24 protein-coding genes are annotated in these 22,936 nt (G+C 40.9%); 19 read left to right on the forward strand and 5 right to left on the reverse strand.

The window, feature by feature from the left end; all coding sequences use genetic code 11:
• The first annotated feature begins 113 nt into the window (after positions 1 to 113).
• Complete coding sequence (locus F0342_RS17190) at positions 114 to 887, forward strand: phosphotransferase family protein (protein WP_149157079.1); 774 nt, start codon at positions 114 to 116, stop codon at positions 885 to 887.
• Positions 888 to 891: 4 nt separating this feature from the next.
• On the opposite strand, the gene F0342_RS17195 is transcribed toward F0342_RS17190, so the two are convergent.
• Positions 892 to 1,170, reverse strand: a complete 279-nt coding sequence (locus tag F0342_RS17195; protein WP_149157080.1) for a YtzH-like family protein — start codon at positions 1,168 to 1,170, stop codon at positions 892 to 894.
• Positions 1,171 to 1,431: 261 nt separating this feature from the next.
• On the opposite strand from F0342_RS17195, the gene trmB reads away from it, so the two are divergent.
• Together trmB and F0342_RS17205 are read left to right on the forward strand one after the other, a co-directional pair.
• Positions 1,432 to 2,076 (forward strand): tRNA (guanosine(46)-N7)-methyltransferase TrmB, encoded by a 645-nt coding sequence (trmB, locus tag F0342_RS17200; protein ID WP_149157081.1) that lies wholly within the window; start codon positions 1,432 to 1,434, stop codon positions 2,074 to 2,076.
• Between the two features lie 475 nt (positions 2,077 to 2,551).
• Complete coding sequence (locus F0342_RS17205; protein WP_149157082.1) at positions 2,552 to 3,394, forward strand: YtnP family quorum-quenching lactonase; 843 nt, start codon at positions 2,552 to 2,554, stop codon at positions 3,392 to 3,394.
• A 70-nt stretch (positions 3,395 to 3,464) separates the two neighbouring features.
• On the opposite strand, the gene F0342_RS17210 is transcribed toward F0342_RS17205, so the two are convergent.
• The gene (locus F0342_RS17210) at positions 3,465 to 3,779 is read right to left on the reverse strand and encodes a PepSY domain-containing protein (protein WP_149157083.1); all 315 of its coding nucleotides are present in this window, start codon (positions 3,777 to 3,779) and stop codon (positions 3,465 to 3,467) included.
• 234 nt (positions 3,780 to 4,013) lie between these two features.
• Between F0342_RS17210 and F0342_RS17215 the strand changes: the two genes are divergently transcribed.
• From F0342_RS17215 to F0342_RS17225, 3 genes are all read left to right on the forward strand, one after another.
• A complete protein-coding gene (locus F0342_RS17215) occupies positions 4,014 to 5,087 on the forward strand; it encodes a M42 family metallopeptidase (protein ID WP_149157084.1) in 1,074 nt (357 codons plus the stop codon).
• A 115-nt stretch (positions 5,088 to 5,202) separates the two neighbouring features.
• Positions 5,203 to 5,730 carry a DUF84 family protein gene (locus tag F0342_RS17220; protein ID WP_149157244.1) on the forward strand — a complete coding sequence of 176 codons (528 nt, stop codon included), beginning with the start codon at positions 5,203 to 5,205 and terminating at the stop codon, positions 5,728 to 5,730.
• 120 nt (positions 5,731 to 5,850) lie between these two features.
• Positions 5,851 to 6,126 (forward strand): hypothetical protein, encoded by a 276-nt coding sequence (locus tag F0342_RS17225; RefSeq protein ID WP_149157085.1) that lies wholly within the window; start codon positions 5,851 to 5,853, stop codon positions 6,124 to 6,126.
• A 118-nt stretch (positions 6,127 to 6,244) separates the two neighbouring features.
• On the opposite strand, the gene F0342_RS17230 is transcribed toward F0342_RS17225, so the two are convergent.
• Complete coding sequence (locus F0342_RS17230; RefSeq protein ID WP_149157086.1) at positions 6,245 to 7,738, reverse strand: peptide MFS transporter; 1,494 nt, start codon at positions 7,736 to 7,738, stop codon at positions 6,245 to 6,247.
• Positions 7,739 to 7,946: 208 nt separating this feature from the next.
• The gene (locus tag F0342_RS17235; protein WP_149157087.1) at positions 7,947 to 8,393 is read right to left on the reverse strand and encodes a YtoQ family protein; all 447 of its coding nucleotides are present in this window, start codon (positions 8,391 to 8,393) and stop codon (positions 7,947 to 7,949) included.
• Between the two features lie 172 nt (positions 8,394 to 8,565).
• Here F0342_RS17235 and F0342_RS17240 point away from each other — a divergent pair, with 172 nt between their 5' ends.
• From F0342_RS17240 to murC, 9 genes are all read left to right on the forward strand, one after another.
• Complete coding sequence (locus F0342_RS17240) at positions 8,566 to 9,072, forward strand: hypothetical protein (protein ID WP_149157088.1); 507 nt, start codon at positions 8,566 to 8,568, stop codon at positions 9,070 to 9,072.
• A gap of 206 nt (positions 9,073 to 9,278) precedes the next feature.
• Positions 9,279 to 10,310 carry a PTS sugar transporter subunit IIC gene (locus F0342_RS17245; RefSeq protein ID WP_149157089.1) on the forward strand — a complete coding sequence of 344 codons (1,032 nt, stop codon included), beginning with the start codon at positions 9,279 to 9,281 and terminating at the stop codon, positions 10,308 to 10,310.
• Position 10,311: 1 nt separating this feature from the next.
• Positions 10,312 to 10,629 (forward strand): thioredoxin family protein, encoded by a 318-nt coding sequence (locus F0342_RS17250; protein WP_149157090.1) that lies wholly within the window; start codon positions 10,312 to 10,314, stop codon positions 10,627 to 10,629.
• Between the two features lie 176 nt (positions 10,630 to 10,805).
• Positions 10,806 to 11,615 (forward strand): DUF1444 domain-containing protein, encoded by an 810-nt coding sequence (locus tag F0342_RS17255; RefSeq protein WP_149157091.1) that lies wholly within the window; start codon positions 10,806 to 10,808, stop codon positions 11,613 to 11,615.
• The gene (ytpR, locus tag F0342_RS17260; RefSeq protein WP_149157092.1) at positions 11,615 to 12,220 is read left to right on the forward strand and encodes a YtpR family tRNA-binding protein; all 606 of its coding nucleotides are present in this window, start codon (positions 11,615 to 11,617) and stop codon (positions 12,218 to 12,220) included. Before F0342_RS17255 ends, ytpR begins: the two co-directional genes overlap by 1 nt.
• 374 nt (positions 12,221 to 12,594) lie before the next feature.
• Positions 12,595 to 15,378: a DNA translocase FtsK gene (locus tag F0342_RS17265; RefSeq protein WP_149157245.1), complete on the forward strand. Its 2,784-nt coding sequence runs from the start codon at positions 12,595 to 12,597 to the stop codon at positions 15,376 to 15,378.
• A 108-nt stretch (positions 15,379 to 15,486) separates the two neighbouring features.
• On the forward strand, positions 15,487 to 16,590 hold the full coding sequence (locus tag F0342_RS17270) for a nicotinate phosphoribosyltransferase (RefSeq protein WP_149157093.1): 1,104 nt from the start codon (positions 15,487 to 15,489) through the stop codon (positions 16,588 to 16,590).
• 8 nt (positions 16,591 to 16,598) lie between these two features.
• Positions 16,599 to 17,267, forward strand: coding sequence for a hypothetical protein (locus F0342_RS17275; protein ID WP_149157094.1), 669 nt, complete (start codon positions 16,599 to 16,601; stop codon positions 17,265 to 17,267).
• Positions 17,268 to 17,424: 157 nt separating this feature from the next.
• Entirely contained in the window at positions 17,425 to 18,741 is a 1,317-nt protein-coding gene (murC, locus tag F0342_RS17280; RefSeq protein WP_149157095.1) for a UDP-N-acetylmuramate--L-alanine ligase, read from the forward strand.
• Between the two features lie 250 nt (positions 18,742 to 18,991).
• On the opposite strand, the gene F0342_RS17285 is transcribed toward murC, so the two are convergent.
• Complete coding sequence (locus tag F0342_RS17285; protein WP_149157096.1) at positions 18,992 to 20,107, reverse strand: aminopeptidase; 1,116 nt, start codon at positions 20,105 to 20,107, stop codon at positions 18,992 to 18,994.
• A 205-nt stretch (positions 20,108 to 20,312) separates the two neighbouring features.
• Between F0342_RS17285 and F0342_RS17290 the strand changes: the two genes are divergently transcribed.
• The 4 genes from F0342_RS17290 (at position 20,313) to F0342_RS17305 (ending at position 22,893) form a co-directional block, all read left to right on the forward strand.
• The gene (locus F0342_RS17290) at positions 20,313 to 20,825 is read left to right on the forward strand and encodes a DUF948 domain-containing protein (protein ID WP_149157097.1); all 513 of its coding nucleotides are present in this window, start codon (positions 20,313 to 20,315) and stop codon (positions 20,823 to 20,825) included.
• Positions 20,826 to 20,841: 16 nt separating this feature from the next.
• Positions 20,842 to 21,327 (forward strand): YtxH domain-containing protein, encoded by a 486-nt coding sequence (locus F0342_RS17295; protein WP_149157098.1) that lies wholly within the window; start codon positions 20,842 to 20,844, stop codon positions 21,325 to 21,327.
• Positions 21,328 to 21,455: 128 nt separating this feature from the next.
• Positions 21,456 to 21,770 carry a bacillithiol system redox-active protein YtxJ gene (ytxJ, locus tag F0342_RS17300; protein ID WP_149157099.1) on the forward strand — a complete coding sequence of 105 codons (315 nt, stop codon included), beginning with the start codon at positions 21,456 to 21,458 and terminating at the stop codon, positions 21,768 to 21,770.
• A gap of 544 nt (positions 21,771 to 22,314) precedes the next feature.
• A complete protein-coding gene (locus tag F0342_RS17305; protein WP_262481786.1) occupies positions 22,315 to 22,893 on the forward strand; it encodes a YtxH domain-containing protein in 579 nt (192 codons plus the stop codon).
• The last annotated feature ends 43 nt before the right edge of the window (positions 22,894 to 22,936 follow it).

Below are 22,936 nucleotides of genomic sequence, written 5' to 3' on the forward strand. Positions count from 1 at the left end.
CCCAATAGCTGTCTTTTTTATTTTATAAGACTTTTTTGATGTAGTAAATGAATTCAAATATTAACGTAACTGAACATATAAACATGACAAAGGACCAATAGAAGGTGAATATATTGGAACACTTATTTGACCAAGATTGGGAAATAGTCCCCGCAGGCGGTGCTACTGGAGAAGCGTTCTTTGCTCAGTACCAAGAGCAAAGGTTATTTCTGAAACGCAATTCCTCTCCTTTTGTGGCTGTATTGTCTGCAGAAGGAATCGTACCCAAGCTAGTTTGGACAAAAAGACTAGAAAACGGGGATGTCATAACGGCACAACACTGGTTAAATGGGAGAGAATTAAAGCCGGAAGAGATGAAGGATGAACAGGTGGCAAGGCTGCTTAACAAGATTCATTCCTCAAAGCCGCTTTCAACCATGCTTGAGCGGTTGGGAAAAGAGCCGTTTCAGCCGGAGCATATGCTCACGGAAGTGGAGACAGGCTTAGAATTCGATCTTCTTTCATTGCCTGTTATAAGAGAGGCGCTTTTATTTCTTCAAAAAGAGCTCTTGGAAGTTCATCAGGAAGAATATGTAGTCTGTCACGGTGATGTCAATCATAACAACTGGCTGCTGTCTGATTACAACCAGTTGTATTTAATCGATTGGGACGGGGCGATGATTGCTGACCCTGCCTTTGACGTAGGTCTATTACTATACTGGTATATCCCTGAAGACCAATGGGAGAACTGGCTAACTCAATATGGTGTTGAACTAACCGATAACTTAAAGCTGAGAATGAAATGGTATGTGGTCGCACAAACGATATTATCCATTCAGTGGCATAAAGGAAAAGCCCGATTTCACGAAATGAATCACTGGATTGAATATCTGCACAAAGTCATCTGATCTATTAAGAATAGCTGTTCATATCCGTAACCCATTGGGACAGGTTTTCTTGATTGGACGTAATATGGTTCGATAAGTCAGCTGAGGATATCCCGCTTTGACTATACTGATAAATTTCCTGCAGGACAGGCTTTACGTTTTCGTGAATATCAGCATTAACCATTAATGATTTCACCAATCGTTCAACTTGCTCACATTCAGAAACCGAACCGCAGCAATCCGCACTGTGATTGCTTAAAATATCTGATAATAACTGCATTTGATTCTGTGAATTTAAAGGCATAGAGGTACACCCTTTCGTTTTCGTCTACAAAGATTTAAAGAAACACGTACTTTTTCAGACTTTCAAAATGACCAGACCCGAAAAAGGAATTCACTAATAGTGTGTGAATTCCTTTTTCAATTATGCGTGCATTTTGAGGGACGGACCTGAAGTGGGTAAATCAGCCAGAAGATCTGAAGCGAGATTGGCTCTATTTTGGCTCTTGCACAGGACGGATAGTCGTGGTATGTTTTTTTCGATAATAAAAAAAGAGGTGTCTACATGCGTTTACGTAATAAACCGTGGGCTTCTGAGAAAATCAGTGACCATCCACAGTATGTTGTGGCAGAACCCCAGGAGATAAAAGGTCAATGGAATAAAGAATTTGGTAATGACAATCCTATTCACATTGAGGTAGGAACTGGAAAAGGTCAATTTGTCACGGAAATGGCCAGAGCCAATCCTGACGTTAATTATATTGGAATTGAGTTATATGAAAGCGTCATTGTAACTGCTCTTGATCGTTTGATTGAAGCCGGGCTTCCTAACGTCAAGCTATTAAATGTCGATGCAAAGAACCTGACTGAATACTTCTCATCAGAAGAAGTAAGCCGAGTGTACTTGAACTTCTCTGATCCATGGCCGAAAAACCGACATGAAAAACGTCGATTGACTTATAAAGATTTTCTGAATCTATATGAAGATGTGCTGATCAAAGGCGGAGAAATCCACTTTAAGACAGACAATCAAGGCTTATTCGAGTACTCATTAAAGAGCTTCTCATGGTATGGTCTGCATCTGAATTTCTTGAGTCTTGATCTTCATAAAAGTGATTTTGAAGGAAATATCATGACTGAATATGAAGAGAAATTTTCAGCCAAAGGGCAAAGAATTTACCGGGTTGAAGCACAATATCAAAATCAATAAATCACTGTTAAAGCAGCCTAGCGATCTCGCAGGGCTGTTTTTTTTCGTAAAGTTTATCTTCATGAGGTTAATTTGGTGCTCCTTTGTAAGCAGTTTGGTTTTGGGAAAAAACTATCTACAATAGGATCTCTATTTGTCATTCTATCCGTCATTAGGCAGCCAGAATAAAGAAGCACAGAGTGGATTGTAGCGGAAGGCACTTGACTCCTGAGGGTAATAGAGGGAAGGTCGAGACCCCACAGGGCAAAGCCCGAGGAGGGTCGACTTCCTCCCCGGGGAATATTGTGCCTGGAGCGGAAAGGAACGGTCTATGTTTTAAGACTACGCCTCATTTAAAACTCAAATTAATTTTTTTAAATGCTTTACAATTCTAGTCGGTGAGACCCAGGCCAGCCACGCAGAATGCAAGCATCCACCTATAAGTTGTCCATAAATTCTGATAAAATAAAAGGGAATGAACAAAGGAGGAGTCAAATTGGAAACGTTGAAGGTTGGAGATATATTGATCTATTGGCTGAATGGCGGCGTCACACACATGGATGGGGGAGCTATGTTCGGAGTGGTCCCAAAGCCTCTTTGGTCAAAAAAATATGCCGTAAATGACTTGAATCAAATCGAACTACGAACAGACCCGCTCTATTTCGAATGGGAAGGGAAGAAAGTATTAATTGAATCCGGTATCGGTAAAGGGAAGCTGAATGAGAAACAAAAGCGTAACTATGGCGTACATGAAGAGTCGGATATCGAGGCATCACTGGAAGCACTGGGCTTGAAACCAAGTGATATTGATGTAGTGTTAATGACTCACATGCATTTCGATCACGCTTGCGGCTTAACCAAATATGAGGGCGATACGATTGTTCCTGTATTCCCGAATGCAACCATCTTCACCTCCCAAGTAGAATGGGATGAAATGAGAAATCCGAATGTGCGCTCCCGCAATACATACTGGAAAGAAAATTGGGAAAGCATTCAATCTCAAGTGGAAACGTTCCAGGGAGAAAAGGAAGTACTTCCTGGAATCACAATGGTGCATACGGGAGGTCACAGTGACGGGCATTCAATTATCCTTTTAGAGCATAACGGGGAGAAGTTCATCCATATGGCGGATATCATGCCTACTCACGCGCACAAAAATCCACTATGGGTACTGGCTTACGACGACTATCCGATGACGTCCATCGATGCAAAAGAAAAGTGGATCAATCAAGCGATTGAAGGAGAGTACTGGTTCCTTTTCTATCATGATGCGGTTTATAGAGGAATCAAGTGGAATAGAGATGGAGAGATCGTTGATCACGTACTGAGGGAAAAATAATAATGCATAAAAAAGGATGGACCCAAGGCTCTTTGGGATCATCCTTTTTAATGATGCAGTTATTCCATTTTTAGGATAAAGGGTACACATCCACAACTGTGCCCGTATACGCATCTGCTAAAAACTCATATTGCTCCAGTTCCCCGTCATTTCGTCTGGATACCCCGCCTTTATAGACTTTCGTTGTCACCGAGTGCTTCTGATAGTCTTCGGGCTTCATGCCGATCCAGGAGCCATCGATGTCCCCCTCTTTTTTAAATGAAAGTTTTACGTCCTTTAATACTTTTTCGGCAGAAACCATGTTCGAATCATCCAATTTTTCTTTAAGAAAATATCCGCCTACTACTCCGATTCCGATTCCGATCATCAAAGATTTCCAGTTCATTTTATTCCCTCCACAGGCAATGTGTATTGGTGTTTCTCTGACAAGCAAGGGATAGCATACTATTCCCAATATCTCCCCAGTAATTCTCGATTATTTTCCATCTATAGGTACATTCTATCAAAGAAATAATAAAAAAGAGAACTCCTTTTCTTCTCAATTGGTGGTAAGACGTTCGAAAGTTCTGTAAAATAAGATTATACATAAGGTAGATTTTATATAAAAGGGGCATATGACATGAAACAAGATACGTTGGAACTTTTTAAAACATTGACTGAATTGCCGGGAGCACCCGGTAATGAGCATGCGATTCGTAAGTTTATGAAAGAACAATTGTCTCAATACTCAGATGACATTGTTCAGGATCGTCTCGGCGGGGTTTTTGGAGTGAAAAAAGGCAATGATCAGGATCCTGTTGTGATGGTTGCAGGACACATGGATGAAGTAGGGTTTATGGTCACGTCTGTTACGGAGAATGGAATGATTCGTTTTCAAACCCTTGGAGGCTGGTGGAGTCAGGTTCTGCTTGCTCAGCGTGTTCAGATCATCACGGAGAACGGCCCGATTACAGGTGTGATCGGAAGCATCCCTCCTCACCTGCTCGGAGAAGAACAGCGTAGAAAGCCGATGGAAATCAAGAATATGCTTATTGATATCGGTGCTGATGATCGGGATAATGCACTGGAAATCGGGATTAAACCAGGACAGCAGATCGTGCCGATTTGTCCGTTTACACCTATGGCGAATGAGAAAAAAATACTGGCAAAGGCTTGGGATAACCGTTATGGATGCGGATTGTCCATTGAGCTGCTAAAAGAGCTTCAAGGGATGACACTTCCAAACACTCTATATTCCGGAGCCACGGTTCAGGAGGAAGTAGGATTACGAGGTGCCCAGACAGCAGCCAATATGATTAATCCGGATATCTTCTTTGCCCTCGATGCGAGTCCGGCAAATGATATGTCAGGGGATAAAAATGAATTTGGCCAATTAGGGAAAGGTGCTCTCCTTCGAATTCTTGACCGTTCAATGGTTACCCACAGAGGCATCAGGGAATTCGTTCTTGATACAGCTGAATCAAATGACATTCCATATCAATATTTCGTTTCCCAAGGCGGAACAGATGCTGGAAGAGTACATATGTCAAATGAAGGGGTTCCAAGTGCCGTTGTTGGTATCTGTTCAAGATATATTCACACACATGCATCCATGATCCATGTAGATGATTATGCGGCTGCGAAAGAACTGATTGTCAAATTAGTGAAGCAATGTGACCGTTCCACAATTGAATCCATTAAGTCCAATGGATAATTCACGTTTATAAAAAAATATACCAATAGGCTGTCTCATTCATGTTCTCCTTGAGACAGTCTTTTTATAGAGAAAAAAGGGAGTGACTCTCTCTTAGAAATGAGGTATCAATTTGTTGAAGATAGCAATTGGAACTACAAATCCCGCAAAGGTGCAAGCCATTCAAATGGCTTTTCAGGAACATTATGAGGACGTTGAATTCGAGTGTTTCAAAACAGATTCAAATGTAGGTGAACAGCCAATCTCTGATCAAGAGACCATCGAAGGTGCGTTAAATCGTGCCAAGAACATATTACGGGCAACAGATAGCGATATGGGGATCGGTCTTGAAGGAGGAGTGACGGAATCACTTTACGGAATGTTTGTCTGTAACTGGGGGGCACTCGTGGATCGGAGCGGCAACGAAATCATTGGTGGAGGTGCCAGAATCCTTCTTCCTAAAGAACTCAGCAGTCGGTTAAAGGCAGGGGAAGAGCTTGGACCCTTGATGGATGAGTACACTCAAACCTCCGGGATAAGAAAAAAAGAGGGCGCAATGGGTGTGTTTACGAATGGACTCATTACGAGAGAGGCGATGTTTCTGCACGTGGTACAGCTCTTAATAGGTCAGTGGCAGTTCAGAAACAAAAAGCGGGACAAATAATCGATAGACTTTTGCCCTTAGAGGGTACTTGGCCCATACCAAATCTACCTGTTATTCATAAGATGGAGTATATCAGACTTTATTTTATCTGATAAATTCTTTCTAAGGAGGTAAGAATTTATGGGATGCCATTTTTGTAATGACCGCCGTGATGACCGCCGTGATGACAGAAAATGCTGTGACTGGGATAAGTTCCTTTTCGGTGACAGGAGAAGATGTGACCGCAGAGATGATGTATTTGGATTAGATGATAATCGTAGAAGACGTCGCAGAAGAAGAGATGACGATGAAGATAAACGTAGAAAATGTGGTTGTCATAGAAGAGATAATGTCTTAGGAACGGAAGATCATCGTAGAAGCAGACGTAAAAGAAAATGTGATTGTGACTTTTTCTAATTGTTAGAATGGAACTCCGTTTTAAAGCGGAGTTCTTTTTATACTTTTCAGACATTAAGGGAGTATATCCATTCAGGTATATAAAAACCCTCTGAAAACATTCAGAGGGTTAAATCAATTATTTTACACCTTTCATATATTCCTGAATCTTAGGTGAAAGCAGGAATAGAGCAATACTCAATACAATTGCCATACCTCCGATTGCCCCGAAGTACAGCGTTTCTGTTTCTGGTGTGTAGAAACGGACAAGTTGTGCATTCAGCGCCTGTGCAGCAGCAGAAGCTAAGAACCAAAGACTCATCGTTTGAGCAGAGAAAGCTTCCGGAGCTAATTTGGTTGTGGCAGAAAGACCGACTGGTGATAAGCATAGCTCACCGAGTACTACAATCAAATAGCTAAGCACTAGCCATAAAGGACTTACTAGTGAATCTTCTCCTCCGAAGTATGCAGGCAATAGAATCACTAAGAATGATAAACCGGCAAACAATAGACCGAATGAAAACTTCTTCGGAATTGAAGGTTGACGGTCACCAAGTTTCACCCACATCCAAGCAAATACTGGAGCTAATAAAATAATAAATAACGGGTTTAACGATTGGAACCAAGCTGGAGATATGCTGATTCCCATGAATTCCAGTTCAGTTCGCTTATCTGCGTAAACTGCAAGGATGGTTGAACCCTGTTCTTGAATTGCCCAGAACATAACCGCAGCAATAAATAATGGAATATAAGCGATGACTCTGGAACGTTCAGTTTGCGTTGTTTTCGGACTATAGTACATCACAATAAAGTAAATGGTTGGAACGACGATACCGAAGATACCTACTAAATTAATAAATACGTTTAATGTAAATAGACCTGCAGGAATCGTAATACCTAAAATGATAGCAAGACCAACAACTACTATTCCTGCGATTAATCCATATTTCTTCTTCTCAGCTGGTGCAAGCGGGTTTGGAACATAGGTGCCAGCAAGACCAAGATTCTTTTTCTTTGTTGTCATGAATACAACAAGACCTAAGAACATACCGATGGCAGCAACCGCAAATCCCCAATGGAATCCTTTTGTTTCCATTAGTTTACCAACAATTAGTGGAGCAATGAACGCACCAAGGTTGATACCCATATAGAAAATACTGAAAGCTGCATCGCGGCGAGTGTCACTTTCGCTGTACATTTCACCGACAACAGTTGAAACATTAGGTTTTAATAATCCCGTTCCGACAACGATCAATACCATCGAAACAAAGAACATGGCTAAACTTCCTGGAAATGATAAAGCAATATGACCAAACATGATGAATATTCCACCGTAGAAGACGGCTTTCGAAGTTCCGAATATTCTATCTGCCAACCAGCCTCCGATTACTCCGGACATATATACAAGTGAACCATAAATCGACATGATTGCTAAAGCTGTGTTTTGCTCTAGGCCCAGACCGCCTTTTGAAACCTCATAGTACATGTAGAATACGAGGATGGCACGCATTCCGTAATAGGAAAAGCGCTCCCAAAATTCTGTGAAGAATAAAGTGAATAATCCCTTCGGATGTCCAAAGAAACCTTTTTGAGGGACACTATCCACAATTTTCTGTTTATTCATTGATGACATGTTACTACCTCCCTTATTCTTTTACTATAATATTTTAATATTTTCATAAAGTCAAAAAAAGTTTACAAATTGTTAATAATAACATAAAATGTCTTTATATTGCCAATATTAAATTATTTTAATATAGTAAAAAAGTTCCGGGATTTTTGTAATGGGCATAAAAATAAGCATGCCTTCCAATTTGGACGGCATGCTTATTTTCATGATTTTATTCCGTTTCAAAAACGTATGATAACGTCTTAATCGCCTGATCTATGTTTGTTACGGTAACATGTGACTTGTTTGAAAGTTCTTTTAACGGATGATGCAATTCTTCGGGACGAATAAGAATAAGAGGCTTTCCAAGTGTGATGGCGGTGCTCGCATCCGTAGCAGTATTCCACTGTTTGTATTTTTCTCCAAACAAGGCAATCACCACATCTGCCTTTTTCATCAGTAACTCAGTTCGAAGATTGTTAATACTCGAAGCTGCCTCATCGCGGAGTATTCTATTTGGTTGTTCACCAAGAATTTCTTCCCCGATTGCATCGGAACGTTCGTGATTTTCCATTGGACCGACAAAAGATAAAGGGAGGCGATGCTCTTCTGCTTTCTCTTTAAGCTCGTTTCTCCAGGAACTATGTATTTCCCCTGCCAGATACACTGTGAATTCCATGATTTACACCCTCCTGTTTTTAGTTATTTTATCATAAATACCCTATGTAAGTTAAAAATAACCTATTTTCCCATTAAAAAGGCAGGATTTCTGATTGTAAGGGTTGTCAATGGGACTTTGTGAGGGTATCATAAGCGTAGGTCCTAAGCATGAAAGGGAGGATAAGTATAGGATGAAAATCAAATACACAGTCATTTTCTTTATTCTTGTGCTTATTTTAGCCGGATGCAACACAACGATCGATCAAGAAAAAGAAAAGACAGCTGAAGTGGTGGAGAACACATTAAGCTCAAATGAAACAGCCCAAGAAGAGGCTGGAAACATTAACTTTTATCTCCCATTTGGAGCCAAAATAGAAAAAGAATCGCCAAATAATATCATTATATCCAAAAGCTCTGATACTTTTATACTTTTTACAAACCCTCAAGAAAATAAGGATAGTGAACTTCTATATAAAATGGCCATTAGTGACAATGAAAATCTCTTGAAACATGGGACTTTTAAAGAGGACAATCGCTTAGGATACTATGTCATTAAGGAACTGCCCGATACGGAAGAATACGAACTTATGGTTGGAGTGGGTGGAACGAAGGTAACGACACAAGTGGAATTAGATGATCTAGCAGATCATGCAGAGATGATGATGAAAATAGCAGCTTCAGTTAAACATAAATCATAACGATAGAGACCGATTTTCCACTTAGGCGGAAAATCGGTTTTTTTATTATATGTGAATAGGTACGATTTAATAAAGGAAAATAGAAGGTAATTGATTGCCCGATAAAGGTAATTGATTGCCCGATAAAGGTAAAATATATAGACAAAATAAACAAGTGTCTTTACACTAGTAAAAGTAGAAGGGTTAACAAGGAGGAGAGGACTTAAGTGAGAGAATTCTTAAAGAGTAAAGGCATTACATTATCTGCAAAGGTTTATTTCATAGATGCGTTAAGTTATATGGCATTAGGGTTGTTCAGTTCGTTGATTATCGGATTAATCATTAAGACGATCGGGGAACAGCTTCCCATCCCCCCTGGGTTAAGTGAATTTTTCATAGAGATGGGCGGTCTTGCGATCAGCTTGATGGGTCCTGCAATAGGGGCAGCCATTGCCTTTGGTCTCGGGGCACCACCACTTGTCCTATTTGCTGCGGTTGTTACCGGAGCAGCAGGCGCAAGCTTAGGTGGACCGGCGGGAGCTTATGTAGCAGCTGTCATATCAACGGAAATCGGTAAGCTAGTCAGCAAAACAACGAAAGTGGATATCATTGTCACCCCATTCGTCACCATCTTTTCAGGGTTTACGATAGCTTACTTTATAGGGCCGGGAATTGCAGACTTTATGAGCCTGTTTGGCAGTTGGATCAGCTGGGCTACAGAGCAACGCCCGATTACTATGGGGATTCTGGTTGCAGCCCTCATGGGTCTTGCTTTGACGGCACCGATTTCGAGCGCGGCCATTGCCCTCATGCTTGAATTGAATGGAGTCGCTGCCGGAGCCGCAACGATTGGATGTGCTTCTCAAATGGTAGGATTTGCTGTCATCAGTTACAGGGAGAATAAAGTCGGTGGATTATTGGCTCAAGGAATAGGTACTTCCATGCTTCAAGTACCTAATATTGTCCGAAATCCCCGCATTCTCATTCCTCCCACAGTTGCGGGCATGATATTGGCACCCATCGGAACCACGATATGGTTAATGGAGAATAATGCTGCCGGAGCCGGAATGGGAACCAGCGGATTCGTCGGTCAAATCATGACCTTTAAAACGATGGGATTCAGTTGGGATGTAACATTGAGAATCCTTCTGTTGCATTTTGTTGGACCTGCATTCATAAGCCTGTTAATATCTGAATATATGCGTAAACTAGGTTGGATCAAACCTAATCAAATGACGATTGAAACAGGGGGCAAATAATATGCGCAAACTTGAATCAGTGGAAGAGTTTCACCAGTTGAAAGAAAGCGGCAAGTATGTATTTATGTTTTCAGCGGACTGGTGTCCGGATTGCAGAATCATCGAGCCGATCCTTCCGGAAATAGAGAGCCAATACTCAGAGTACACGTTCCTATACGTAGATCGAGATCAATTCATTGATCTGTGCATTGAATTGGATATCTTCGGAATTCCAAGCTTTCTGGCATACGGAGACGGCCGTGAACTTGGACGATTTGTTAATAAAGACCGTAAAACAAAAGAACAAATCGAGAACTTCATGAACACATTATCTTCATAATAGGATGAAAAGGGATCACCTTATTCTGGGATCCCTTTTCTTTTTGCCTTAAATGAGACAGGTTCCTTTTGTATTCTATGCATTTTGATGTAAAATGTTATAAGTGAATGAATCAACGATGAAAGTTTAGGACCGATACTTTCTATTATAATAGTACCACCAAAGGAGGATCAGATTTGGACATTAAAAAGCTAAAAGGTATACTCCAGGAACGATTAGAGAAACCGAATCGTACGTTTACATATGATCGAGATAAGGATCTTCTTAGAATTGAGAACACGGATACGAAAAAAGGAATCAACGTCGCTCTGCCTCCGATTGTATCCAAGTGGAAAGAAAACAATAAGTCCATTATCGATGAAGTGGTTTATTACGTGGAAGAAGCTTTAAACGTAATGGGTACCGAAGCAGATCTTGGGAACAAAGAAAAAAAAGTGTTTCCAGTGATCCGTTCCACTTCTTTTGCGACCGAATCCAATGAAGGGGTTGCCCTCGTTACAGATGATCATACAGCTGAAACGCGTATCTATTATGCTGTTGACCTGGGGAAAACTTACCGCCTATTAGATGAAAATATGTTAAAGGCTGAAGGATGGACTCACGAGCAAATGAAGGAGACCGCCTTATTCAATGTCAGAAGCTTACCAACGGACATGAAGAAGGACAAAGTCGCAGGTAACATCTTCTATTTTCTGAACAATAATGATGGATACGATGCAAGTCGCATTTTAAATGATGCCTTCTTAAAGCAGGTAAGTAAGGATGTTCAAGGTGAGATGACTGTATCCGTACCTCATCAGGATGTATTAGTCATCGGGGATATCCGCAATGAAACCGGCTATGACGTCCTTGCCCAGATGACCATGAGTTTCTTTACGACAGGAAATGTTCCGATAACGGCACTATCCTTTGTATATGAAGAAGGAGAACTGGAGCCGATCTTCATTCTGGCAAAAAATCGCAAAAAGGAAAGGGAGAAGAAATGATGAACGTATTTTATAACTTAGAAGGTATTGGTGATACCCTGATCGTTACAATGGAACCAGGGTTTGAGGGAGAAGTTCAGCACGAAAGAAAAGAAGATGCTGCACGTTTGTTTGATGAGAAAACAGGGAAGACACTTGGGTATAACCTATTCCAAGCATCAAAGTATATGGATTTAAGTGATGTGGGACCTGTCGAAATGAATGAAGGTAAGCTCCAATTGATCAATGAAGCCATCAAAAAGAACGGTTTCGATGAGGTATTGGAGGCAGACTTTTCACCAAAATTCGTGGTAGGGTATGTGTCTGAAAAAGAAAAGCATCCAAATGCAGATAAATTGAACATTTGTACTGTGGATGTTGGGGATGAAACTCTTCAGATCGTGTGTGGTGCTCCTAACGTTGACAAAGGACAAAAAGTCGTTGTTGCGAAAGTTGGCGCTGTAATGCCAAGCGGAATGGTCATCAAAGATGCAGAGCTTCGCGGAGTGGCATCATCAGGCATGATTTGTTCTGCCAAAGAACTTGCACTTCCAGATGCCCCTCAAGAAAAAGGGATTCTCGTTCTTGAAGATACTTACCAAGTAGGTCAACCATTCACAGCTTAAAAATATATACCTGGGTCCGGAGTATGGGCTCAGGTATTTTTATTTTTATTTAAGTTAGGGGTCGTACGATTGAAAACTAATAGAAACTTGTTCATAGTAGTTTTTCATTAAGATTTTCTTACTGAGTACTGGAAAGTGACGGGATCATTCATAAGTTGATTGAAGTGGAAATCAACCACTACGGGCTTAGTAACACAGATCTGAAATTAGCCTTGCAAAATTCGTATTACAATCTCTTTACACCTATGTTTGTTTCGACACAATTCTTTAACAATTCTCTTATTCTATCGAAATGACTCGAATTTTTCTCTTTAACTGATAAAATATAAATAAGTATGAAAGAAAGAGTGATGTTTGTGAGCTGGATTAAAAAAATGTTTGGTAAATTATCAGATAATGATGATCAATTTGAAGAGTTTTATGAGGAAACCAATGATGAAGTTCAGCATGTTGAACGTAAAAAGACTGAACGTAAAAATATAGTAGGGCCCAACCATTCACGTGATGTAGAAGCAAGGATGACGTATCAATATCCTAAAGGGACTTTTCGTTTTCCCCTCATATCGGATGGAGAAAATATTGAGCGTCCACGAACGAATAGAAATCGAAGAAATCAGGAGAAGGAAGAGCAACCCAAGGAACAAAAGGAAAAGAGTAAGGACCACGCTTCTAAAAATAGAAAGTGGAAAGAAGAAAAAACATCGGCTAAAGTCCAATCGAAGAAATCTCCTAAAGTGGAAAAGGGAAACAGCAGGCCTTTCACCCCTACAGAAATCCCTTCACCAATTTATGGTTTTAGAGGACGACCGGTAAAAAAAGAAGACCAGGTAGAGTTCGAGCTTAAGAAATTTTTACATAATGAAGAAGAGAACAAAGAAGCTGTGATTGGTCATGAGGCACTATCTGTAGTAGAGAATTCAATTCCCGTGGAAAAAGAATCGGCATCCATAGTCGAAGTTGAAACAGCTGAACCAGAAAAACCTGGTAACGATGAACCTGCTGAGATGATTACGAATTTCCCGGAAGTACATCGTAAAGAATCGCAGATTGAAGATACTGTAATGGTAGATACTGAAGATATCAATGAAACAATTCCAGTAGAGAATCCAGATCGAAAAGTGGAGATCACTGAAGAAGTTTCCCAGGAAACAAATGAACGTGTTTCACTTATATCTGAAATGGAACAACCACGACAAGAGCTGGAATATTCATCACATGAAGAGAAAGAGCGTCATGATTCGGTGCAGGAAGATCCACCGCAACAACCTGTTCATTCTTCAAGTGAAGATGAAGTAAATGAAGAACATGTCCATGAACCCGTTCATCCTGTTCAAGAACCTGTTGCACAAAGTGAATCCACGATTGAAGAGAAACGAGTAGAGGAAGTATCAGAACCTGTACGTTCCCAACAAGAGCCGAAGAAGGAAGAACCGCAGAGACGTAAGAGGTCTCACCTTCCTTTTAACGTATTGATGCTGAAACAGGATAAGCGACAGTTAGATACGCGAAAACGATCAGCTAGTAATGATTCGACTCCCATCCGCAAGGAAAGTGAGGGCGAAACATTAACTCAGGCTGAAGAAAAACCGGAGAAGAGGGAACAACCTGTCCTGGAAGTAAAGCAAGAAAAAATGGAAGAAGCGACATCCATTCATCATCCTGAACAGAAAACGTCTCAACAAAGTTCTGTTCAAGGAGAAGAGGCGGTAAAGAGTTATAGCGAATTAAGCTCATCTTCTAAAAGGACAAGAGACTATGTTTTTCCTGAAGTGGATTATCTGATGCCTCCTGTATCAAAGGAAATGAGCGAAAAGTGGCTCGATTCACAAAGAATATTACTGGACGAAACCCTTCATAACTTTAACGTGAGGGCCAAAGTAGTGAATGTCACACAAGGTCCATCAGTCACGCGGTTCGAGGTTCAACCGGAACCTGGAGTGAAGGTGAATAAAATTACCAATCTATCAGATGATATTAAGCTGAGCCTGGCTGCAAGGGATATCCGAATGGAAGCCCCTATTCCCGGTAAGCATACGATTGGTATTGAAGTGCCTAACCGGGAGAGCCGTCCAGTCTGCATTAGTGAAGTGATCGCGAGTCCTGAGTTTCAAGAGCCCTCTTCCCCTCTGACCGCCGCTCTTGGTCTCGATATTTCCGGACAGCCGATCGTGACTGATTTAAGCAAAATGCCACATGGACTCATCGCCGGTGCTACCGGATCAGGGAAAAGTGTGTGTATCAACTCGATACTCGTAAGTCTTTTGTACAAAGCATCACCGGATGAATTGAAGATGCTTCTCATTGATCCAAAGATGGTAGAGCTTGCACCCTATAACCGGATTCCACATCTCGTCAGTCCGGTCATAACAGACGTAAAGGCAGCTACTGCAGCTCTTAAATGGGCTGTTGAGGAAATGGAAAGAAGATACGAGTTATTCGCTCATACAGGTGTAAGGGATATTAAACGCTTCAATGAACTGGCGAAACGGAATAAACAATACAGCGATATGCTGCCGTATTTAGTCATAGTCATTGATGAGTTAGCTGACTTGATGATGATGTCGCCTGCAGATGTTGAAGAAGCGATATGCCGGATTGCCCAGAAGGCACGTGCATGTGGGATTCATTTAATCATTGCTACTCAACGGCCTTCAGTCGATGTCATTACAGGCTTGATCAAAGCCAATGTACCGACACGAGTGGCGTTTTCCGTATCATCAAGCGTCGATTCAAGAACGATCATTGATGGAAGCGGGGCTGAAAGGCTTCTTGGTAAGGGAGATATGCTCTTCCTGGAAAATGGTTCATCGAAGCCGGTCCGCCTGCAGGGAACCTTCGTGTCCGATGACGAAATAGATGACATCATCAATCATGTAAGAGAGCAAAGAGAGCCGGATTATCTCTTCCAACAGGATGAATTGATCAAGAAGGCACAGGTTACCGAGGAAGAAGATGAATTATTTTTAGAAGCCTGTGAGTTTGTCGTCGATCAGGGAGGGGCTTCTGCATCGGGATTACAGCGCAGATTCAGAATCGGCTATAACCGGGCAGCAAGATTGATGGAAATGATGGAGAGTAATGGAATTATTTCAGAGTCCAGAGGCAGTAAACCAAGGGATGTCCTAATTTCCGAAAGTGAATTGGAGACTCTGGCATAGACTAGTAGAATCATTTAATACATGGTATTCTGTTTATATGTGTCCTTTTAGGATTCAGTAAACAGAATACCTATTTTTGTGTAGGAAGAGCCATAAGGAGCTTTAGTGATGAAAGAAATAGAATTGAAACTTCAAGGAAAACTCAACAGATTGACCAATCATACATTTAAGTTTGACGAAAGAATCAAGGATGGCTGGTTTTCAGCGGTTTATTTTTTGAAAACGAAGGAAATTGCCAAGAAGTATAAACCCGATGCCGTTGTCACCATGCAATTCTTTCAAAAGAATCATTCCGTTATTTGTGGAACGGATGAAGTGATTGCACTTCTACATAGTTTCGCCGATAACCCGGAAAATCTGGAAATCCATTCCTTAAAGGATGGGGATCAAATCTCACCATTTGAAACGGTTCTGACCATCAAGGGCCGTTACCAGGACTTTGGCTATTTAGAAGGAATCATCGATGGTATCCTGGCAAGAAGAACATCAGTTGCGACAAGTGTCTATAATGTAATGAAAGCTGCCTCTATTTCAGGGAAACAAAAGCCTGTCATCTTCATGGGAGATCGGGATGATCACTTTACTCAGCAGGCTGGGGATGGATATGCAGCCTTTATCGGGGGATCTACAGCCCAGGCTACCCATGCCATGAACGAATGGTGGGGAAAGAAGGGGATGGGAACCATGCCTCACGCCCTGATCCAATTATTCAATGGGGATATCGTAGAAGCCACTAAAGCTTATCAGGAAACATTTCCTGAGGACGAGCTCATTGCCCTGGTAGACTACAATAATGATGCCATTACAGACTCATTAAAGGTAGCACGGGAGTTTGGCCCTGAATTAAAAGGGGTAAGGGTAGATACATCAAGAATGATGATCGATAAATACTTCCTCCGTAATCAACATGTGCTGGGAACATTTGATCCGCGGGGAGTAAACATGCAACTGATTAACGCATTAAGACATGCCTTGGATGAAGAAGGTTTCCACCACGTCAAGATTGTGGTGTCAGGTGGATTTAACGAAGATCGTATTCGCCAGTTTGAGGAAAATAAAGTTCCAGTCGATATGTATGGAGTAGGAAGCAGTCTTCTGAAAATCCATGTCGGGTTTACGGGAGATAATGTCGTAATTGACGGTTCCCATGAAGCCAAGGCAGGAAGAAAACTCCGTCCAAATCCCCGCCTGGAAAAAGTAGAATTCGAATAGGTGAGAGGATGCAAGAACAAGAGAGCCTTTTAAATCTAGAGCAATATAAACAAAAAAAGCAGAGAATGGCCGAGGAACATATAAAAGACCTCTATAAAAAAGCGTATGAGTACGCATTGAAGGAAACGAACATAAGAGAAAAGGTACGGGCCAAGATGATTTTCTCTAAGCGTTTTCTATTACATGATGAGACTCAAATGGTTGAAGAAGTAGAAAAGCTGTTCCAGGAATGGTTTTTGTTTGATTATAAAACCATTAAGGGCCAAACCCTGTTCTTTCAATTTCTTCAGTCCCATCCACTGCATGAATCAGTCAAACTGCTCGGTGCCATCGTGCTGACTGCAGCTTGGGAGCCTATCATTATTAGAAAAATTGGTAATCAGAACGAAGAAGTTACGTTTACATGTCAGAATGTCATTCAGGATGAAGAAGTTTCTGTTAAAACAAACCTAAATTGTGAAGAAAAGGGAATTTATGAGGGTGGGATCTATTTCGTGAGGAAAGTCCCGTTAGTAACTCATCAGTGGATCTTAGGTCCCGTTTTCCCCGTCAAATCAGAGGGGATTTTATCAGACGTGAAACATCATTATGGTCAAATGAATCAAAAAACTGGGGTTTTATGGAGAACATATTTAAAAGAAGAAGCACCAAACTTCATTATCCGCAGTCTTTCGTAGCTTGTGCATGGTCAGGGATTTTAAAAAATGATATAATATTTCAAGTTGAAGAAAGTTCGCTTTTTTCTATACTAAATATCAAAAGCTTAAGACCGATAGCAAAATAATATTCATTTCATATAATGCTTTTAGATAGACGATTGTTGGAGGTTCTATTATGACTATATATCATTTCGTAGGAATTAAGGGGTCGGGCATGAGTGCATTAGCCCAAATACTCCACGATATGGGCTACGAGGTCCAAGGATCTGATGTAGATAAATATTTCTTTACTCAGAAAGCTCTGGATGAATCAAATATAAAAATTCTCCCTTTCCAAAAAGAAAACATTGGAGGGGATATGCATGTGATCGCAGGAAATGCATTTCCTGATACACATGAAGAAATTCAGGCAGCTGTAGAGCAAGGTCTACCCCTCACTAGATATCATAAATTTCTTGGAGACTTCATGCAGAAATTTACAAGTGTAGCGGTAACCGGTGCACACGGAAAAACGTCTACAACCGGATTGTTGGCACATGTCATCAGTGGCGCAAAGCCAACATCCTTCCTGATCGGGGATGGAACAGGGAAAGGGGAAGTGGATGCCCAATACTTTGTCTTTGAAGCGTGCGAATATCGCCGCCACTTCCTGTCTTATTTTCCTGACTACGCCATCATGACTAATATTGACTTCGATCATCCTGATTATTTTGCCAATGTGGATGACGTTTTCTCTGCTTTTCAGGAGATGGCGATGCAAGTGAAAAAGGGAATCATCGCATGTGGAGATGATGAACAGTTACAGAAAATCCAGGCTCAAGTGCCAGTCGTGTTTTATGGCTTTGCTGAGGAGAATGACTTCCAGGCGAGAAACGTATCAAGGGACAGAACCGGCACTTCATTCGATGTGTTTGTCCGTAATGAATTTTATGCGGCATTCAAAATCCCGACATTCGGTGACCATAACATCATGAATGCTTTATCCGTCATTGCCATCTGTCATTACGAAGAGCTTGATACAACCATCGTCCAGGAAAGATTAAGCTCATTCAAAGGGGTTAAACGCCGTTTCTCTGAAAAAGAAGTGGGCAACCAGATCCTGATCGATGACTACGCTCATCATCCGACTGAAATTAAAGCAACCGTAGATTCGGCAAGACAAAAATATCCTGAAAAAGAAATCATCGCTGTTTTCCAGCCTCATACATTCACACGTACGCAAACCTTCCTTTCTGAGTTTGCTGAAAGCTTGAGTCTTGCTGACAAGGTGTATTTATGTGAAATCTTCGGGTCTGCACGGGAAAATCATGGGAAACTTTCGATCCACGATCTTGAATGTAAGATCGAAGGGTGCGAGATTATAGACGAACAAGATACGACTGCCCTTTTAAAACACGACAACAGCGTGCTTATCTTCATGGGAGCAGGAGATGTACAAAAGTTCCAACAAGCGTATGAAAAAACGCTGGAGGAACAGATAGCAGAAAATTAATGTAGAAGAACCGGTTCTTGATGAGAGCCGGTTCTTTTCTTATTTTCGGAGAAGTTTGGGATGGGATTGACAGTTGAAATAATGGGGGAATTCAACTGTTAATAGTATAGGTATTTTTAACAGGCAAATAAGTGTAGAAATTCAACAGGTGAATAAACGTAGAAGTACAACAGCTAAACCAATCAATCATGCAACCATTCACAATACAAAAAAAGTCACCGTCATGTTTCATGACAGTGACTCTTCAGTCTTACTTCAAATTCTCAGGATTCAGCACTTCAAGTTGTTCAATGACAAATCGGCCATCTTTTCGAATCAATACATCATCGAAATAGATTTCTCCGCCTCCGTACTCAGGACGCTGAATCATCACCATATCCCAGTGAATGTTCGAGTGGTTCCCATTGTACGCTTCTTCGTAGCATTCGCCTGGCGTAAAGTGGAAGCTGCCATCAATTTTTTCGTCAAATAAAATGTCCTGCATCGGATGCTGGATATACGGATTCACACCAATGGCGAATTCACCTACATATCTTGCCCCTTCATCTGTATCAAAGATTTTGTTAATGCGGTCCGTATCATTTGCAGTAGCTTCTACAATCTTACCTTCTTTGAATGTCAATTTCACGTTTTCAAAGGTAAACCCATTATAAGGTGACGGTGTATTGTAGGAAATGATTCCATTTACTGAATCCTTTACAGGTGCACTATATACTTCTCCATCGGGAATGTTCAGGCGTCCCGCACATTTCACTGCAGGAATGTCCTTGATTGAGAATGTAAGGTCCGTCCCTTCTCCGACAAGACGGACTTTATCAGTATTGTTCATAAGCTCAACCAGGTTATCCATGGCTTTGTCCATTTTGCTGTAGTCCAGATTGCAGACATCGAAGTAAAAGTCTTCGAATCCTTCTGTGCTCATGTTGGCAAGCTGTGCCATGGATGAAGTAGGATAGCGGAGCACGACCCACTTTTTCTTAGGGACGCGAATTTCTCTATGTACTTTTTTACCAATTGTATTTCCATGGATCTTCATCTTTTCATCAGGTACATCCGATTGTTCACTGATATTATCACCTGAGCGCAAACCGATATACGCATCCATCTGTTCCATGACATTCGCTTCAAAGCTTGCAATCATGTTGTATTGTTCTTCTTGAGCGCCCATCAATAATGCACGGTCGACCGAGTGATCTTTGATGGATACGAAAGGATATCCTCCAGCTGCATATGCTTCCTTAACTAGTGCTGTTACAAGCTCACGTTGTAATCCGAAGTTTTCGATCAATACTTTCTCTCCAGGCTGTAACTGCACGGAATATTGAATTAAATTTTTTGCCAGTTTTTCAATACGTGGATCTTTCAAGTTATCTTCCCCCTTTTATATAGTCCATTTTATTGTACCCTAAAACATTTACTAATGGATGAAAGAAACAAAATGAGAAATGATAAAACAAGAAATATTTTTATTTTTTCATGCAGGAGAATTCATGAGAAAAGAAGAAATACTAGTATAATGTTTATTTGTTTGTCATAAGGGTAAAGAATTTCTATACATGGAGGTGTGGCATATGGAAATCATTCTTTATCTAAGCGTGGCTGTAATAGCCGTTGCATTTTTAATTTTAGTTATGAGTGTCATGAAGACCTTGAAGTCTTTAGGCTCTACCCTGGACAGTGTTTCGACTACATTGACGGGTCTTGAGAGTCAGCTTCAGGGAGTAACCAAAGAGTCTACTGAATTACTACATAAAACAAATTTATTAGCTGAGGATATCCAGAAGAAATCTGAGGAGCTGAACACTGTTGTTTATGCAGTAAGAGATGTAGGGCATTCCATCCAGAATCTTAATAACTCGGTTAAGAAAGTAAGTACTTCCATTTCAACTGAACTTGAACGTAATCAAGGGAAGATTTCACAGGTGGTTCAGTGGGGAAATGCCTTTATCGATTTAAAGGACAAATGGAAACAAAAACAGGAAAAACAGCCAAGTCAACCTGATGCAGCTGTTCAAAACCAAGCATCTAAAGAAGTTCGATCTCGAGAAAAATTGATTAAAAGAGCAAGATCTTATAACAATTAGAGAGGGGAATTTTCAAATGACACAACAGTACAATCAAAATCAGAACCAAAACCAAAACCAAACAAACGACAGCAACAACATTAACTCAAAAGACTTCATGATCGGAACACTTATCGGAGGAATCGTTGGGGCGGCAGCAGCTCTTCTACTGGCTCCTAAATCAGGTAAAGACCTTCGTCATGATATCAACGAGCAAGCTGGAGTACTGAAAGAAAGGACAGGTCAGTGGAAAGAGACAGCTGTAGAAAAGAGCAATGAGCTTGCTGCGGTAGCCAAAGAAAAATCATCTGCACTTTCAAAATCAGTACAGGAGCAATCCAACAATGTCGTTGGAAAGCTAAAATCATACCGCTCAAATAATAACGAGCTCCAAGAAACAAATGACGAGCTTCAAGCTGTTGCTGTAAGTGAAACACCTGTGGAAGAATCAGAAGATGTGAATCAAAAGCTTGAAGAAACAAAAAAGGCATTTGACGAAACTGAAAAAACATACAATCAATAATAATTGATTCTAAGGGCGGTGAAGTGATATGATTACTTCACCGTTTTTTTGTTGGAATAAAAATGCAAAGGGGCACGCCTGTCTCCGGCTATTTAATGCACATTTTTATGTAAAGGAGTATGAATGATATGCAAAAGATTGAAACCGTTCAAGAATTTGAACAGCTTTCTGAAACGAATTCCCGCTTCTTTTTTATGAAGCACAGCTTAACATGCCCAGTGAGCTCAAATGCATTCAGTGAATACCAGGCATTCCTGAATAAGCATGAAGAGGAAGACGGCTACTATTTAGCCGTTCAAGAGTCAAGGGAACTATCCAATCATATTGCCGAAAAATACGGCATCAAGCATGAATCACCCCAAGTCTTCTTGTTTATCGAAGGAAAACCGGGCTGGAATGCTTCACATTGGAATATTACCGAGAATGAATTGAATAAGTTGTAGGGAAAGGACTCTGTTTAATTGCAGGGTCTTTTTTTATGAACTTTTCGTAAATATTATTGCTATGAATGAACGAGTGGTAGTGTTAAAACATGGACCGTTCCTTTTCGCTCCAGTCACAAGATTCCCCGGGGAGGAAGTCGAGCCTCCTCAGGCTTTGGCCCTGCGTGGTCTCGACATTTCCCCTATCTCCCGCAGGAGTCAAGTGACTTCCGCTACAATCCACTCTGTGGTACTCCATTGTGAATGCTATAAGTATAGATTCTCAATCACAAAATTGCTCCTATTGTGACCTTGTTGAGCGTTGTTCCTAAAACAAACTATCAAGGAGATCATTGAACTATCTTTTAAATAAATGAATCAAACAATGCAAACAGAGCATTTTTTTATGGCGAGGAAGTTATGCATTTTTTTTAAGAGTGAAGAAAGATTGCATGCTTTTATATAAAAATTTGGTAATTCCCTCCCATGTGTTTACTTTCTATAATACAGGGAATTTACTCTATAAGAATAAAATTTATTGATAGTAAATTAGGAGGAACGATTCATGACTCAGACTGTACCTAATAATACTCAAACGAGTAATACGACTGCGATGAACGGCATTTCCGGTGAGAAGAATGGTAAGTTATTAAAAGGCATGGTAGTGGGAGCTGTAGTAGGCGGCGCATTAGCTATGCTTGATAAAACAACGAGAAAAAGAGTATCATCCAGAACATCCAATGTGAAGGACTCTACAATGGGAATGGTGGCAAAGGTAAGGGAGAATCCATCGGGAGTTATGAACGACTGGCAGGATCGCCTTAAAACGGCTTCCACTGTGTTAAAGGATGCGATCACCGACGCACAGAGCCTTTATGAAAAGGTGAATGATGATGTAATCGATCAAGTGAATCAAGTAAAGGAAGATTCTTCAGAAATTATCGCTACAACGAAGGAAGCGGGAGAGGAATTGAAGAATATTGGCGGTAAAGTGAGAGAAGCAGGTGAAGAAGTGACAGGAGACACGACATCTTCAGTAAACAGCTCACAGACTTCAACGAGTTCAACTGCTACCTACGATAACAGCAATAATATCCATCCAACTAATCGTACGAGCAGCGTACCTGGACAAGTTGGATCATAAACAAAAAAACTGGCGTGAATGCCAGTTTTTTTGTTGTCTGCTA

The organism is Bacillus sp. CH30_1T, from assembly GCF_008364765.1.
GTDB lineage: Bacteria > Bacillota > Bacilli > Bacillales > Bacillaceae_B > Rossellomorea.

Excerpts from the sequence above, each read along its gene's own strand:
- F0342_RS17195 (WP_149157080.1), bottom strand. The coding sequence starts at position 1,170 with ATGCCTTTAAATTCACAGAATCAAATGCAGTTATTATCAGATATTTTA.
- trmB (WP_149157081.1), top strand. The coding sequence starts at position 1,432 with ATGCGTTTACGTAATAAACCGTGGGCTTCTGAGAAAATCAGTGACCAT.
- F0342_RS17210 (WP_149157083.1), bottom strand. The coding sequence starts at position 3,779 with ATGAACTGGAAATCTTTGATGATCGGAATCGGAATCGGAGTAGTAGGC.
- F0342_RS17215 (WP_149157084.1), top strand. The coding sequence starts at position 4,014 with ATGAAACAAGATACGTTGGAACTTTTTAAAACATTGACTGAATTGCCG.
- F0342_RS17225 (WP_149157085.1), top strand. The coding sequence starts at position 5,851 with ATGGGATGCCATTTTTGTAATGACCGCCGTGATGACCGCCGTGATGAC.
- F0342_RS17230 (WP_149157086.1), bottom strand. The coding sequence starts at position 7,738 with ATGTCATCAATGAATAAACAGAAAATTGTGGATAGTGTCCCTCAAAAA.
- F0342_RS17235 (WP_149157087.1), bottom strand. The coding sequence starts at position 8,393 with ATGGAATTCACAGTGTATCTGGCAGGGGAAATACATAGTTCCTGGAGA.
- F0342_RS17240 (WP_149157088.1), top strand. The coding sequence starts at position 8,566 with ATGAAAATCAAATACACAGTCATTTTCTTTATTCTTGTGCTTATTTTA.
- F0342_RS17250 (WP_149157090.1), top strand. The coding sequence starts at position 10,312 with ATGCGCAAACTTGAATCAGTGGAAGAGTTTCACCAGTTGAAAGAAAGC.
- ytpR (WP_149157092.1), top strand. The coding sequence starts at position 11,615 with ATGAACGTATTTTATAACTTAGAAGGTATTGGTGATACCCTGATCGTT.
- F0342_RS17265 (WP_149157245.1), top strand. The coding sequence starts at position 12,595 with ATGTTTGGTAAATTATCAGATAATGATGATCAATTTGAAGAGTTTTAT.
- F0342_RS17270 (WP_149157093.1), top strand. The coding sequence starts at position 15,487 with ATGAAAGAAATAGAATTGAAACTTCAAGGAAAACTCAACAGATTGACC.
- F0342_RS17275 (WP_149157094.1), top strand. The coding sequence starts at position 16,599 with ATGCAAGAACAAGAGAGCCTTTTAAATCTAGAGCAATATAAACAAAAA.
- murC (WP_149157095.1), top strand. The coding sequence starts at position 17,425 with ATGACTATATATCATTTCGTAGGAATTAAGGGGTCGGGCATGAGTGCA.
- F0342_RS17290 (WP_149157097.1), top strand. The coding sequence starts at position 20,313 with ATGGAAATCATTCTTTATCTAAGCGTGGCTGTAATAGCCGTTGCATTT.
- F0342_RS17295 (WP_149157098.1), top strand. The coding sequence starts at position 20,842 with ATGACACAACAGTACAATCAAAATCAGAACCAAAACCAAAACCAAACA.
- ytxJ (WP_149157099.1), top strand. The coding sequence starts at position 21,456 with ATGCAAAAGATTGAAACCGTTCAAGAATTTGAACAGCTTTCTGAAACG.
- F0342_RS17305 (WP_262481786.1), top strand. The coding sequence starts at position 22,315 with ATGACTCAGACTGTACCTAATAATACTCAAACGAGTAATACGACTGCG.